This window comes from Pontibacter sp. BAB1700 (assembly GCF_000277005.1).
Classification (GTDB): domain Bacteria; phylum Bacteroidota; class Bacteroidia; order Cytophagales; family Hymenobacteraceae; genus Pontibacter; species Pontibacter lucknowensis.
The window spans coordinates 1-14,838 of the sequence record NZ_AKIS01000047.1 but is presented as its reverse complement, the minus strand read 5'-3'; the positions used below and the strand labels follow the sequence as shown (position 1 = coordinate 14,838).

13 protein-coding genes are annotated in these 14,838 nt (G+C 50.7%); 10 read left to right on the top strand and 3 right to left on the bottom strand.

Annotated features, from left to right (window positions below):
• The first annotated feature begins 43 nt into the window (after positions 1 to 43).
• Genes rseP through O71_RS06290 form a run of 3 tightly spaced genes read left to right on the top strand, consistent with a single transcriptional unit; the run spans position 44 to position 3,137 of the window.
• The gene (rseP, locus tag O71_RS06300) at positions 44 to 1,357 is read left to right on the top strand and encodes an RIP metalloprotease RseP (protein WP_040573823.1); all 1,314 of its coding nucleotides are present in this window, start codon (positions 44 to 46) and stop codon (positions 1,355 to 1,357) included.
• Between the two features lie 14 nt (positions 1,358 to 1,371).
• Positions 1,372 to 2,640: a LysM peptidoglycan-binding domain-containing protein gene (locus O71_RS06295; protein WP_007654463.1), complete on the top strand. Its 1,269-nt coding sequence runs from the start codon at positions 1,372 to 1,374 to the stop codon at positions 2,638 to 2,640.
• 2 nt (positions 2,641 to 2,642) lie between these two features.
• The gene (locus O71_RS06290; protein ID WP_007654462.1) at positions 2,643 to 3,137 is read left to right on the top strand and encodes a DUF6702 family protein; all 495 of its coding nucleotides are present in this window, start codon (positions 2,643 to 2,645) and stop codon (positions 3,135 to 3,137) included.
• On the opposite strand, the gene O71_RS06285 is transcribed toward O71_RS06290, so the two are convergent.
• Genes O71_RS06285 through O71_RS25265 form a run of 3 tightly spaced genes read right to left on the bottom strand, consistent with a single transcriptional unit; the run spans position 3,134 to position 5,887 of the window.
• Positions 3,134 to 3,880 (bottom strand): DUF4184 family protein, encoded by a 747-nt coding sequence (locus O71_RS06285; RefSeq protein ID WP_007654461.1) that lies wholly within the window; start codon positions 3,878 to 3,880, stop codon positions 3,134 to 3,136. The two genes, O71_RS06290 and O71_RS06285, sit on opposite strands and share 4 nt — an antisense overlap.
• Positions 3,881 to 3,902: 22 nt before the next feature.
• A complete protein-coding gene (locus O71_RS25270) occupies positions 3,903 to 4,676 on the bottom strand; it encodes an OmpA family protein (RefSeq protein WP_051017712.1) in 774 nt (257 codons plus the stop codon).
• Between the two features lie 38 nt (positions 4,677 to 4,714).
• Positions 4,715 to 5,887 carry a PD40 domain-containing protein gene (locus tag O71_RS25265; RefSeq protein WP_051017711.1) on the bottom strand — a complete coding sequence of 391 codons (1,173 nt, stop codon included), beginning with the start codon at positions 5,885 to 5,887 and terminating at the stop codon, positions 4,715 to 4,717.
• A 226-nt stretch (positions 5,888 to 6,113) separates the two neighbouring features.
• On the opposite strand from O71_RS25265, the gene lon reads away from it, so the two are divergent.
• The 7 genes from lon to O71_RS06245 all read left to right on the top strand — a co-directional run bounded on the left by lon (position 6,114) and on the right by O71_RS06245 (position 14,794).
• Positions 6,114 to 8,600, top strand: coding sequence for an endopeptidase La (gene lon / locus O71_RS06275; RefSeq protein ID WP_007654460.1), 2,487 nt, complete (start codon positions 6,114 to 6,116; stop codon positions 8,598 to 8,600).
• Positions 8,601 to 8,603: 3 nt separating this feature from the next.
• Positions 8,604 to 9,653, top strand: a complete 1,050-nt coding sequence (gene porQ / locus O71_RS06270) for a type IX secretion system protein PorQ (protein WP_007654459.1) — start codon at positions 8,604 to 8,606, stop codon at positions 9,651 to 9,653.
• Positions 9,654 to 9,707: 54 nt separating this feature from the next.
• Positions 9,708 to 11,102 carry an ATP-dependent protease ATPase subunit HslU gene (gene hslU, locus O71_RS06265; protein ID WP_007654458.1) on the top strand — a complete coding sequence of 465 codons (1,395 nt, stop codon included), beginning with the start codon at positions 9,708 to 9,710 and terminating at the stop codon, positions 11,100 to 11,102.
• A gap of 383 nt (positions 11,103 to 11,485) precedes the next feature.
• Positions 11,486 to 11,914, top strand: coding sequence for a hypothetical protein (locus O71_RS06260; protein ID WP_007654457.1), 429 nt, complete (start codon positions 11,486 to 11,488; stop codon positions 11,912 to 11,914).
• Between the two features lie 60 nt (positions 11,915 to 11,974).
• Positions 11,975 to 12,703 (top strand): SDR family NAD(P)-dependent oxidoreductase, encoded by a 729-nt coding sequence (locus O71_RS06255; protein ID WP_007654456.1) that lies wholly within the window; start codon positions 11,975 to 11,977, stop codon positions 12,701 to 12,703.
• A 210-nt stretch (positions 12,704 to 12,913) separates the two neighbouring features.
• Positions 12,914 to 13,333: a helix-turn-helix domain-containing protein gene (locus O71_RS06250; RefSeq protein ID WP_007654454.1), complete on the top strand. Its 420-nt coding sequence runs from the start codon at positions 12,914 to 12,916 to the stop codon at positions 13,331 to 13,333.
• 120 nt (positions 13,334 to 13,453) lie between these two features.
• Complete coding sequence (locus O71_RS06245; protein ID WP_007654452.1) at positions 13,454 to 14,794, top strand: hypothetical protein; 1,341 nt, start codon at positions 13,454 to 13,456, stop codon at positions 14,792 to 14,794.
• Positions 14,795 to 14,838 lie beyond the last annotated feature (44 nt).

The following is a 14,838-nucleotide window of genomic DNA, read 5'->3' as shown; positions in this document are numbered from 1 at the left end:
TATCTTTTGTCATGATCATCGATTCTAAATTTATTTCTTTTAAATGGATATTTTAATAATGGTGGGCCAGCTCCTTTTGGGCCTGACAATACTGGTTGGATTGCACGAGCTGGGACACATGTTGACTGCCAAATGGTTTGGCATGCGTGTAGAGAAGTACGCTATCGGTTTCCCACCAAAAGTATTTAGTAAGAAAATAGGCGAAACGGAGTATATGGTGGGCGCTATCCCACTGGGAGGTTTCGTGAAGATTACAGGTATGGTAGACGAGTCGCTGGACACAGAGGCGCTCAAAAAAGACCCGGAGCCGTACGAGTTTAGAGCTAAGCCAGCCTGGCAGCGTCTGATCGTGATGATGGGTGGTATTATCGTGAATGTGATCACGGGTATTGTTATTTTCATTGCCCTGAACTATTACTATGGCGAAACATACCTGCCAGCTAGCGAAGTGAAGTATGGCGTACAGCCAAATCAGTTGGGCCAGGAGCTCGGTTTCCAGCCTGGCGATAAGATCGTAGCGCTGAATGGCCGTCCGTTGGAGAACTTCAACGATGTGTATTCCATGGATATGCTGCTGGATCGTGGTTCTTTCTATACTGTAGAGCGCAACGGCAGCCAGGTGGATATACCTATACCTGCCGATTTTATGGACCGCATGGCCGACAACAAGGAGCGCATGGTGTTCATCCAGCCACGAGAGCCGTTCATGGTAGGTCAGGTGGAGCCCAACAGCAACGCTGACAAAGCTGGTCTGAAAGCAGGAGACTATATCAAGTCTGTAAACGGCGAGAGTACCTTATTCTTCAGCGACTTCCAGGCGGCGATGCAGAAGTATGCAGGTAAGCCTGTGAACATCGAGGTAGAGCGTAATGACGAGATTGTGGCCCTGAAAGCTACTGTAAACGAAGACGGCACGCTGGGCTTTTATCAGAAGCCGCTGCTGGAGTACGCCACCCGCGACTTCAGCCTGGGTGAGTCTATTCCGCGTGGCACCAACCAGGCCTTTGGTGTAATCACGGCCAACCTAAAGGGTTTCGGCAAGATATTCAGAGGCGAGGTGTCGGCTTCTAAATCATTGAGTGGGCCAATAGGTATAGCTCAGATCTTCGGCGACACCTTCAACTGGTACAAGTTCTGGTCGATCACAGGTATGCTGTCGATGGTGCTGGCCTTTATGAACTTCCTGCCTATACCTGCGCTGGACGGTGGCCACGTTGTATTTTTGACATACGAGATGATCAGCGGCCGCAAGCCTTCGGATAATTTTTTAGAGAACGCTCAAAAAGTGGGTATGGTTTTATTGTTGGGCTTAATGGCTTTTGCTATATTTAACGATGTATTCAAGATAATCTTCTAACCAAAGATTCTTTTATGAAAGCCATCGTGAAGAGCCTCCTAACTATTGCCATTCTTTTTGTTCTATTTGCATTTAATCAAGCCGGTGCTACACCAGTAGCATCGGCTTTTTCTATACCCCGGCAAGCTTCCACAGCTGACACCACCTATTTGGTGCAGCAGGGCGACACGTACTACAGCCTATCGCGCCGATTTAACATCCCGCTTGACTCGCTGAAGAAGTGGAACGGCACGCAGCTGAACATGGGGCAGACGCTATACCTGACGAACCGCCGGGCGAAAGCTAAAACAGTTGCCGCCAAGCCTGCGCCAGCCAGCAGCCAGCAGAGCAACGCCGCGAAAGCACCAGCCCCAGCTGTAAAAACGGCGAGCACCGCTGCCAACACACCGGCTACACCAGCCAAGCAGCCTGTCGCCAAAGCCCAGGCAACACCGCAGACACAAGCTGCCAAATCAGCCGCTACCCCGCCTGCACAGTCAGCAAGAGCAACCGGCACAGCTAATCCGACAGGCCCGGCCCGCACGCAGGCAAGTACCTCAGCCTCGGCCTCTACACTGCCTACACTGGAGAGCAAGGTAAAGCAGCGCATCCTGGTAGTGCCGTTTGATCCATACCTGTACTTTTCAGACGCTGACGATGAGATTGCCCGTCATTCCAAAATCCCCCGCCAGAACGTGCGCCACGTTTTCCGTGGCAGATTGAATGCGATGCTGGCACCGGAAGGTTATGAAACAATCAACCTACTGGGGGGCGTGTATCGTGACAGCGTGAGCGAACTGAGCACTTTGTACAAGTCGTTGAGCTACGGCTACCAGGACAACAAGCAATCGCGCTACAACCACCAACCTACGGTAAAAGCCAAAGAGCGTGAAAACGCATTGGATTGGGTGAAACGCCAGAAAGAGAAAGTAAACATTAGAGGCGGACAGCCGGCCACCGTGCCTGTTGCACAGGACGAGAACAAGCACTTCGGTGTGAAAGTGAAGGATCCGAAATTCTTCTCGCATTTCAACGGGCAGTATGGCATCGACTACTACGTGTTCATCAATCAGTTTGAAGTGAAGACCAATTACGAGAACTGCCTTGACCGCGCCAGCTGGAACTACGAGCGCGATTTCCTGGTTCATTACTCAATCTATGACAGCAAGGGAGAGCTCGTGTCAGGCAACAAGGTGAAAGTACCTTATCAGTCGAACATGAATGACGTGCAGCGCATCGTGAGCGACAACATGCCGAACATGGCAAAGCGTGTGCTGGCCGACCTTCCGCAAGCCCAGAAATAAGTATGTTCCGAATCATTCTGGTGGTATTGATGCTCAGCTTTACGAGCCTCACCGCCCACGCCCACGACTACCACGCCAGCATTACCGACGCCCGGTACAACCCGCGCACGCAAAGCCTGGAGGTGGCCGTGAAGGTGTTTATGGATGACCTGGAAAACGCACTGTCTCAGAAAAGCAAATCAAAAGTAACCTATAGCCAGTCGCCGCAGGTGCAGCAGTTGGTGCAGGAATACATAGGAGCCACACTCTCTTTTGAACTAGAGAAGGGCAAGCCGTTGAGCCATACATTTGTTGGCGCAGAGCAAGAGGCTGATGTGGTGTGGGTATACTTGGAAGTGCCTGTGAAGACGCAAAACCTCACGCACCTCTATGTGCGCAATGTCGTACTGCACGAGCTTTTCAACGATCAGATGAACATCGTGAACCTGGACTACAAAGGAAAGGTCAACAGCAGTCTCTTTCAGAAGAACGACGGCACCCGCAAAATGTCATTCTAAGTTCGCTGCCTGAGCCACTTCAGCTGCGCCAGGGTGCTGATGAAGACTGTGGCCAGCATAGAGCCTGTCAGAAAGGAAACAACCACCCCCATCATGGAGCGCATAAAGGCGCTGGCGTAAAGTGCATAGCCCATAAAGGCAATGCCCGCCACTGCTATACCTGTCCAGAACAAGAGCTTTTGCTGCTGACTTACCTTGTTAGGTATAGCCACTGTTGGCTGGCGCCTGGTATAGAGCAGGATAAGGAAGCCTCCAACCAAAGTGCTGCTATGCTGTACGATCCGACAAAGCATGATCTCCTGACCCATCACATGCACCATGCTAGTCAACAGAGGCCACCGACTTGCGAAGTAACCTGTTTCGTGCGTAAAGCTATCCCAGAAGATGTGCGAAGCTGCGCCGATGATAACCGACGTTGCAAACACAAACCAATGCTCCTTTAGATAGGCAATCCAGTTGAGCTGTGCTACAGCCAGGGCGCGGCGTTTCAGCCAATCGGGGAGGTGTGCTACAGCGGGCCGGCGCACGATCAGGTGAAAGACAGTCGCAATGGCCAGCGCAACAGGCAGATTAAAAAACAGCAAGCCTTCCAATGTATGGCCGCTGTGCTTGAAAAGGGGGAGTAACAGGAAGTACTGAAAATCCGGTGCGATGCTGCCTGTGATCAGACCAGTGGCTGAAAACCAGCGGCGGTGCTTAAGCAAAGGAAGTATGGCTGCGGGATGCGCGGCGGTAAAAGGCATAGGGTATGGGGATCGAGGTAAACTACTTTCCTATACCTCGTCCCTGCAGTACTGGTTTTATAAGCCTGAACTCTACGCGTCGATTAATGCGGCGATCTTCCTCCGTTCTCTCTTCACGCAGCGGTTTGCTGCTTCCGTAACCATAGGCATCAATCCGGCCATCGTCGATGCGCACTTTGTGCTGAATGTACATCATGATGGCGTCAGCCCGGTCCTTCGATAGGATCTGGTTGAACTCAGGATCACCGGCGCTGTCGGTATGGCCAGAGATCTCAAGTCGGTAGCTTGGGTTTTCGGCCAGGTAGTAAGCCACTTCGTCCAATATCGGGTGCATCTCCGGTGTAATGTTCGATTCATTCGGCTCAAACTCAATGTTGCGGAATACCATCGGGATGCTGTGGTCGATCACTTTAGTCATGATCTGCAGGGAAGTATCCTGTTGCAAAGCCAGCTCCCGTTCAATGGTGAAGAAATCCGGGCTCTGAATGATCATCATATACCTGGAGTTGTCAATCAGGTTGAAGGCGAAGGAGCCGTCAGGGCGAATGTACTTCGAGGAGATCTCGATACCGTTATCCAGGTCGATGATGGAAATGATACCCGAAAGTGGTTTGTTGGAAACAGAATCGCGCAAGACACCTTCTACTTTCGTAACGGCCAGCGGATGCGCTTCCATCGGCAGTGGGAAAGAGTAAAGTTCCAGATTCTTGATGTCGCTTTCTTCGGAACGGGCATAGTACAGGTTCTGCGACTGTGAGTCGATGGTGAAGTAGTATTCGCTGCCACGCCCATTCACGAGTGGGCCAATATTGCGCGGCTCCTGCCACTTGCCTCCTACCAGATAGTCTTGTAGATATCGAAATCTCCGAAGTTAAACAGCTGACCGCGGGAGCTGAAGTAGAGGACTTTATACTTTGGATGATAGAAAGGACTCACCTCACTCTGGCGTGTGTTGATAACAGGCCCCATATTCTGCGCCGGCGCCCAAGCTCCGTTCTTCAGCTTATGTGTAAAGTAAATGTCAGAAAGTCCAAAGCCACCCAGGCGGTCGGAGGCGAAGTAGAGTGTGTCCTCGTTAGGCGAAAGAGTCGGCTGGGAGTCCCAGGCCGGGCTGTTCACGTTAGGCCCCAGGTTCTCGATCTCGTGCCAGCTGCCGTCGGGCTGAAGGGTAGCCTTGTAAATGTCGCAATTGCCAAAGCCGTCCGGTGACTCACAGCGGGCGAAGTACAGTGTCTTTCCATCACGGGTAAGTGTGGCGGAGCCTTCGTTGTAAATGCTGTTGATCGGCTTGCCAAATGACTGTGCTTCTGTCCAGTAACCGTTGCTGTTATCAGAATAGTACAGGTCTTCGTTTGGCTTACTCTCTATACCCTGGAAAGTACGCTTTGAGGTGAAGATGAGCTTATTGTTGTCGGCACTAAGGGTAGGGCCATAGTCTTCGTAAGGCGAGTTGATGCTGTTGCCCATGTTCAGGTATACCCCACGTGGTGGCTGGTAAGTCGAGATGGACTTGCGGTACTCCACCAGTTCATAATAGTAACTCAGCGGGACATAGTAGTCTTTGGTGTTTTGCTCCAACGAATCGTAGTAAGACTGCACCTGACGCACGTCGCTGCGGTGGTGCTTGAGCACGAGGCGGTAGACCTCCATGGCCTGGTCCATCATGCCCTGGCGCTCGTAAAGTTGACCCAGCCTCCAAAGTAGATTCGTATCCTTGTAGAAGTTCTGAATACCAAAATTGCGCACGTAGCGCTCCAGTAGCGGCAGTGCCTGCCCGTATTGCTTGCGTCTCTCCAGGCGCTGTATTTCCGAAAGCTTCTTGGAATCCTTGTAGAAGGTGATCTTGTTGAGGTTGGGGAATTCCAGGTGCATCTCCTGGTTCGGAGCCTTTTTATTCACCTTCACATCAGGTCCGTCTTGCAATGGCGTATGCTTCAGCTGACCTACGCACAGGAGTGGAGCCAGCAAGAGCAGCAGGGTGAAAGCAGGAGTAATAAGTCGTTTCATCGGCACAGAGCATGATACCTGAAACCAAAGATATTATTTTTTAGCCTATGTTCTGAAACGATTTATTAATTATCCCTTATATTTTGTGAATAAGTGCCAACGCTGCTGCCAGTGCGACAATTTGAGCGGGCGGGCGCACTTGGCACAGCTCTTGACTATTATACACTCCACGGGCATAAAGCGGAATTTCCACTATCTTTATGTCAATTTGGCACTGATACAACCTATGAACTATACACTGAAGAACTTTCTCAACCATCTTTTAATCGGAAACATGTCGATAGACGATAGCGACGATCTGATTCCGGTAATCACCACAGACCCTGACGAAGAAATGCTGCCGGAAGATATGCCGGGCGAGCTGCCGATTCTGGCGGTGCGCAATACAGTATTGTTTCCGGGCGTGGTATTGCCAATTACCGTTAGCCGCAAAAAATCGGTGCGCCTGGTGCGCAAAGCCCATAAAGGCGATAAGATCATCGGGGTAGTGGCGCAGCGCAACACCAACAGCGACGATCCTACGGCTGAAGACCTGTACGACATCGGTACCATGGCCAAGATCCTGAAAATGCTGGTATTGCCGGATGGCAACACGACCATTATCATTCAGGGTCAGAGTCGTTTCAAGATTGATGAAGTGACGCAGGAAGACCCCTACCTGTCTGCCAAGGTGAGCTACTGCAAAGACACCTTCCCGAACAAGAAGAGCAAAGAAGTGAAGGCGCTGGTGCACTCGCTGAAAGACGCTGCCGCCAAAATGCTCAAGCTGAACCCTGAGATCCCGCAGGAGGCGCAGGTTGCCCTGGATAACATTGACAGCCCTAGTTTCCTGACACACTTCCTGTCGAGCAATCTAAACGTGGACGTAGCTCAGAAACAGAAGCTTCTGGAAGTAAACGACGGCGTGGAACGCGGTACGCAACTCCTTGAGATCATGCTGCGCGAGATTCAGTTATTGGAGCTTAAGCAGGAGATTCATACCAAAGTACACACCGACATTGACCAGCAGCAACGCGACTATTTCCTGCGACAGCAGATCAAAGTGCTGCAGGATGAACTGGGGCAGGAGGGACCTGATCAGGAGATCGAGCGATTCAGGGAGCGTGCCATGAAAAAGAAATGGCCAGAGCAGATTGCCAAGCACTTTAACAAAGAGATTGAGCGGTTGGCCCGCCTCAACCCACAGGCAGCTGAATATCCGGTGGCGGTCAACTACCTGGAGTTTCTACTGGACCTGCCCTGGGACGAGACCACCAAAGACAACTTTAACCTGAAGCGCACCAAGAAGATACTGGACGCCGACCACTACGGTTTGGAGAAAGTAAAGGAGCGCATCATAGAGTACCTGGCTGTACTCAAGCTGAAAAAAGACATGAAAGCGCCGATTCTGTGCCTGTACGGACCTCCGGGTGTGGGTAAAACCTCTCTTGGCCGTTCGATAGCCACGGCGCTGGGACGTAAATATGTCAGAATGTCACTGGGTGGCGTGCGCGACGAGGCCGAGATCCGCGGACACCGCCGTACCTACGTGGGAGCCATGCCGGGCAAGATCATCAGCCAGATCAAAAAAGTAGGCTCTTCCAACCCGGTGATTATCCTCGACGAGATCGATAAACTGGCCTCTGACTTCCGTGGCGACCCGTCTTCCGCCTTGCTGGAGGTGCTGGATCCGGAGCAGAACCATACCTTCATGGACAATTACCTGGATGTGGAGTACGACCTCTCCAAGGTGCTCTTCATTGCCACCGCCAACTCTTTGGACACCATTCAGCCTGCCCTGCGCGACCGTATGGAGATTATCGAGCTGACTGGCTATACCCTGGAGGAGAAAACTGAGATTGCGAAGCGCCACCTCGTACCGAAGCAGGTGAAGGAGCACGGACTGGAGGAGGAAGACGTGAAAATGTCGAAAGCCACCATCCAGAAAGTGATTGACGACTATACCCGCGAGTCGGGTGTGCGAAGCCTGGAGCGCAAGATCGGACAGGTAATACGCAACACGGCCAAGCAGAAGGCGATGGAAGAGGAATATACTCCTTCAATCAAGCCAGATGATGTGGTAAAGATTCTGGGCCCGGAGACTTTCGACAAAGAAATCTACCAGGACATCGATACAGCCGGTGTGGTAACGGGCCTGGCCTGGACCTCGGTAGGCGGCGACATCCTGTTTATCGAGTCCATCCTGAGCAAAGGCAAAGGCAAGCTTACCTTATCTGGCCAGCTGGGCGATGTAATGAAAGAGTCTGCGATGACGGCGATCTCATACTTGAAAGCCCATGCCGAGCTGCTGGAGATCGACTACCGTCTGTTCGACCAATACGACCTGCACATTCACTTTCCGGAAGGCGCTGTGCCGAAAGACGGTCCTTCGGCAGGTATAGCCATTTTCACCTCCATTGCCTCTGTGTTCACGCAGCGCAAAGTGAAATCGCGTCTGGCTATGACGGGAGAGATCACGCTGCGTGGCAAGGTGTTGCCGGTGGGTGGCATCAAAGAGAAGATTCTGGCTGCAAAAAGAGCAGGTATAACGGATATTATTCTGTGTCAGAAAAACCGCAAAGACATTAGCGAGATACCGGAGCAGTACATCAAAGGCCTGCATATCCACTATGTAGATCGTGTGGATGAGGTGGTGCAGATTGCCTTGCTCAAGCAGAAGGTAAAGCATCCGCTGAAGCTGGTGGTAACGGAGAATGGTAGGAGCGAAGACTAAGTCATGAAGCTGGCCGCTGCCTTTTTACTTGCTGTGCTCCTAGGCTTTCCGCTCAGTGGTTGGGCGCAGGTAGGTGGGCAGCGCGGGTTTCCTTTTTTGCAATTGCCCGGCAATGCGCGGGTGGCAGCCTTAGGCGGTGTGAACGTGAGTGCGCCGGGGCATGATGTGAACATGGTGGCTTCGAATCCCGCTTTACTGAACGAAGCCATGGACCGTCAGCTATCCCTGAGCTATGTGGGCTACCTGGCGGACATCAAGCAGAGTAACCTGGCTTATGCCTTCAACACAAGCAGGTATGGCCGCTGGGCTGCGAGTCTGAATTACCTGAACTATGGTGATTTTGTGCAACGCGATCACACGGGTATGGAAGAAGGCAGCTTTTCGGTCAACGACTATACCCTGGGCATAAGTCACTCGCGGCAAGCAGAGGCTTTTACAGTGGGCGCTACCGCCAAAGTAGCTGTCTCTAGTATGGCAGGCGATAAGGCGGTAGGTATACTGGCCGATGTGGGCGGCGCTTTTCAGCACCCCGAGCACGACCTGAGTATAGGAATGGCCTTTAAGAATATCGGTTACCAGGTGCGCTCCTTCACAGGAGCCGACCGGCAGGCGATGCCTTTTGACGTGCAGCTAGGTGCCAGCTATAAACCGGAGCACATGCCGGTTCGTTTGTCGCTCACCGCACACCACCTGTACAAGTTTGACGTTGTATACCTGGACCCTAACTCTACAGGTCGACTTGACGCCAATGGCAACGAGGTGGAGGAGGAGAAAAAGGTCGGTGACCAGATTGCACGGCATTTTGTGGTAGGCACAGAGTTCATATTCAGCAAAAACTTTCAGGTGCGGGCCGGGTATAACCATTTGCGGCGCAAAGAGCTTCGGCTTGACAGCAATGCTGGAGGTGCCGGCTTCTCAGTAGGAGCTATGCTACGGGTTCGGGCCTTCGAGTTGAATTACGGAAGCGCCTTTTTTCATCCGTCGGGCGGCACGCATTATATTACGCTCAGCACTGATACAGGCACCTTTCTGAAACGTAAGAGTAAAGATTAAGGCAGTTGGTACTATGTGTTCAGCTGCCAGTTTTATAAATTTTAAGTATAGAACATGTTAGATTCAATAGAGCATTTAACACCAGCCCAGATTGTTGAGGAGCTGGATAAATATATCATCGGGCAGAAAGACGCTAAACGAAATGTGGCCATTGCGCTGCGTAACCGTTGGCGCCGTATGAACGCTGACGAGAATATCCGTCGCGAGATTGTGCCCAACAATATCCTGATGATCGGTGCAACGGGTGTAGGTAAAACCGAGATCGCCCGTCGTCTGGCCAAGATTGCGGATGCACCATTCACCAAAGTGGAAGCTTCAAAATTCACGGAAGTAGGCTATGTGGGCCGCGACGTAGAGAGCATGGTGCGTGACCTGGTAGAACAGTCGGTGAACATGGTGAAGACCAGGAAAAAGGAAGAGGTGAAGCAGAAAGCAGCCGAGGCCGTTGAAGATATTATCCTCGATGCACTGATTCCTCCAATACAAGGTGGCCGTGCTACGCCAAGCTTCTCGAGTACCTCCGAGTCAAACGGCATGCCCGACAATGACTATGAACTGAACGAGCGCACCCGTGAGAAATTCAGAGAGAAGATCCGCAACGGCGAACTCGAAGACCGTAAGATCGAGATCCGCATTCAGCAGAGCGCCATGCCAGGTATAGGTGCGATGGGGCCAGGTATGGACGAGGCTTCCATGATGAACATCCAGGAGATGATCAGCGGCATGATGCCCAAGAAGACCAAGAAGCGCAAAGTGACCATCGCTGAGGCCCGTAAGATCTTGCTGGATGAGGAAGCAGCCAAGCTCATCGACATGGACGAGGTGAAGGAAGAAGCGATCTTCAAAGCGGAAAACTCCGGCGTGATCTTCATAGATGAGATTGACAAAGTGGCTAGCTCGAGTAGCAAAGGCAGCGGTCCGGATGTGAGCCGCGAAGGTGTGCAGCGTGACCTACTGCCAATTGTAGAAGGCTCCACGGTGAACACCAAGTATGGTGTGATCAACACAGATCATATCCTTTTCATCGCTGCCGGTGCTTTCCATGTGGCCAAACCGTCGGACCTTATACCTGAGTTGCAGGGTCGCTTCCCGATTCGTGTGGAGCTGCAGAGCCTGACCAAGGACGACTTCTACCAGATCCTGAAGTTCCCGAAGAATGCACTGACCAAGCAGTATGAAGCGCTTCTGAAAGCGGAGGACGTAGAGCTCAGCTTTGCTGACGAAGCATTAGATGAAATCGCCAACATTGCCTACGAGGTAAACTCAGAGGTAGAGAATATCGGTGCCCGTCGTCTGCATACCGTTATGAGTCGTCTGCTCAACGACATCCTCTTCGACGTCCCGGATAAGATCGGTGCCAACGCCCACATTGTGGTAAACCGCGAGATGGTGCTCGAAAGACTATCGGATATGGTGAAGAACCGCGATCTGAGTCAGTATATTCTTTAGAGTTGAGGAGTTTGAGAGTTTAGGAATTACTATGTATAGCTTTGTAGGGATGGGGTGTGACCTAATGTCGTTAACGTTTTGAATATCTCCTCCAACCTGTCATCTCGACGAAAGGAGAGATCTGGATTCTATCAGAGCCTGAGCAATATTTCAGATTTCTCCCTTCGGTCGAAATGACAAATACGGCTTAAGTTGATGGTATCGGGTCGCGACCTTTCCGATTCATGCACAGGCTTTTGGAGGTGGCAGGCACAACAAGATTTTCTATGCCTCTTATATTAAGATTGCTTTAGCACTCGCGAAAGCTGGCGTTTCTGTAAAAGCAGAGGCGCCAGCTTTTTTGTTTAAAGCGAGTTCGCTATATTCAGTAAAGCGATTGATGTATGAAAAGAACCCAATTTGCTCAGCTTGCAGCTGTCCTGACACTTTTTTTGGTTTTGGGTACTGTTTTGTCCTACTTTCTCCTGTTAGATATGTCCACTTCGAAACATCTAAAGGAATTAAGACTATTCTATAAAATTGTGGATAGCTGTGAGTCGGCCGCCGCGAAGGCAGAAGCAGACTACGCAAAAGGTGCTGTCAAAATGTATTTCCCAAGCGGTCTCGAAATGGATCAAAATAGATTTCCTTATACATTTTACAGGCAAATAGAGGAGGAATATGGGATCGAAACTATCTATACAGGTGATTTGGGATACCCTTACTTCAGTTGCTACAACCTCAAAATGGATAGCCTGTTATCCGAGAGAATCGGCCAAAATACAATAGAGAGCCTTTATAGGGAGATGCATCGGGAGCAGTACCCGAATTAAAGTATCCCCACCCAAGCCCTATCCGTAATCTGAAGAGTCACTGTTAACCCCTAAACTCCCATGAACTACTACATCATCACCGGAACGAGCAAAGGTATAGGCAAGGCCATCGCCGAGGAACTGCTGCAGGACGAGAACAATTTTGTGATTGGCGTTTGCCGCAATAGCACCATCCAGCACAAGAACTACCGCCACCAGCCGCTCGACTTCTCGGATATACCTGCCGTGGAGCATAACCTGCATAAGGTGTTTGTACCATTTAAAGATGCCGAACGGCTTGTATTGATCAACAATGCGGGCGTGCTGGGTGACATAGGTTATGTGGGGGAAGGAATGCCGAACGAGCGTTTCGAGTTTGTGTTCGATGTGAACGTGATCGTGCCGGCCATGCTGATGAATACCTTCCTGCAGGTATACCAGTCGCTACAGATTCCGAAAGTGATCGTGAATATCAGCTCCGGAGCAGGCAAATATCCGATAGATGGTTGGGCGAGTTATTGCGCCTCTAAGGCTGCCATTGACATGCTGTCGCAGACGATACAGCAGGAGCAGCATGTGCGGGCTTCAGACGTGCGGGTATACGCCCTGTCGCCGGGTGTAGTAGATACCGCTATGCAGGAGCACATCCGGGAGAGCGATGCTGCTAAGTTTAGCAATGTGCAGCGGTTTAGAGATTACAAGGAACAAGGTGAACTGGCCTCCCCAGAAGAAGTGGGAAGCAAAATTGCCTGGTTTCTGAACAATACCGATAAATTTGACGAAGTAATTGTGTCCGTGCGGGACATGTAGTTTTGGTTCATCGTTTACATACACGATGCTAGAGCCCTGCCCATGTGGCAGGGCTTTTTCGTTAATAACACTGAGGTATAGAAACCGACTGATGTTTATACACGCATAACCTGCTGATACTGATAAAAATAGTTTCTAAAGCATTATTGCTAATTTGTTATAGTTATGCTAAATTGGTATAGTTGTTTTTTAGCTATACCTGAGGCTGTTATGAAAAACCCGATCTGCCCGAAATGTAATGCTTTGGAAGTCGTAAAAAGTGGCATCATCAATGATCGACAGCGCTACCGCTGCAAGAAGTGCGGTTATTATTTCACCGTGAACAAGCTCGGGAAAGGCATAGACAGCTACTATGTAACCAAGGCGCTGCAGCTCTACATTGAAGGTATAAGCTACCGTGAGATTGAGCGCATTCTGGGCGTGAGCCACGTTTCTATCATGAACTGGGTGCGGAAGTACAAGATCAAGGCCCCGGAGCAAACAGAATATCATCCCACCTACAAGATTCTGAACCATGCTGAACTGGTGGAGCACATGAAAAACAGCGCTAACCTGAAAGGCGCCGGTATGATGATCACCGAGCTTGGTGACAAGTACATGATGATCAAGTGGAAGCGGTTTAAAGACTAATGTATATCAACTTACCAAATATATACACCTCTTTACCCTTTTTCATAAATCTTCCTTAAAATAGATAAAGAATTCGGGGAAACAGCTGACCTCTCTTCACCTTAACATTTAGTATTCCAAATGAAAAAACTGTTACTATATGTAGCAGCAGGGCTGGTGCTTTGCTGTGTCGGGAGGAGTGCGTCTGCACAGGGCTCCACAGAGTATGGCGCTGGTATCAAGCTGCCTATTAACGAAGACGGGTCTAAGTACATCCGATTCATCACCTGGCATCAGGTATGGGTCAGGTATAACGAGCACAACTCGGGTACCATTCGCAATGGCGAACCGGTTGACAATACCCTGGACTTTGGTTTGCGCCGTTCCCGCTTCCTTACCTACTCCCAGATCTCACCGCGTTTTCTGGTGTTGTTACACTTTGGTATTAACAACCAGAATGCGATTAGTGGCGGCGTGAACCCAGCGTTGGATGGTAAGAAGCCGCAGATTTTTATTCACGATGCCTGGACGGAATACAAGGTGTTCGACAAGGCGCTTTCAATCGGGGCGGGTCTGCATTACTGGAACGGCATCTCGCGGATGTCAAATGCCAGCACCCTCAACTTCATGACCATCGATGCGCCTATCTTCAACTGGGCCACCATTGATGCCGCTGACCAGTTCGCCCGTATGCTGGGCGTGTATGCCAAAGGTAAACTCGGCAAACTGGATTACCGTGTGGCCGTCAACGACCCCTTTCTGACCAATACGGCAGAGGCGATCGGGCCGGCAGCCAATTACAATCCGCAGAACAACAACAAGGTATACCAGGGCTATTTCAACTGGCAGTTCCTGGACCAGGAGTCTAACCTGTTGCCGTTCATGGTAGGCACGTATTTGGGCACCAAGCGTGTGTTTAACATCGGTGCCGGCTTCATGCACAACAAAGATGGCATGTGGCGTGAGCAGAATACCATCAACGGATTTATTGTAGAAAAAGAAAACATCAACCTGTTTGGCGTAGATGCCTTTCTGGACCTACCGCTCAATACCGAACAAAATACCGCTCTGACAGCCTATGGCGTGTACTATAACTACGATTTCGGCAGAGACAACGTGCGCAACATCGGCATCATGAACCCAGCACAGGGTGGCGGTGGCCTGCGCGGTAATGCATTCCCGACCATCGGCACAGGCGACATCCTGTACGGTCAGGTAGGCTACTTACTGCCCAAAGACTTAATAACTGAAAAAGCCCGTCTACAGCCCTATGCCGCCTATAGCTACGGCAGTCTGGATGGCGTGCAGAACAGCCGGGGCGAAAAAGTGCCTGTGAAAGTGCTTGACCTTGGTGCGAACCTCTTGCTTGAAGGACATCACTCCAAACTTACGCTCAACTACCGCAACCGTCCGGATTTTACCAACCTGAATAACCTGAAGTACCGTCCGGAAATCACGCTGCAGGCCATGATTTACCTGTAAGAACCTTAAAAAAACTAAACTATATACCCATGGAAAATAACAAG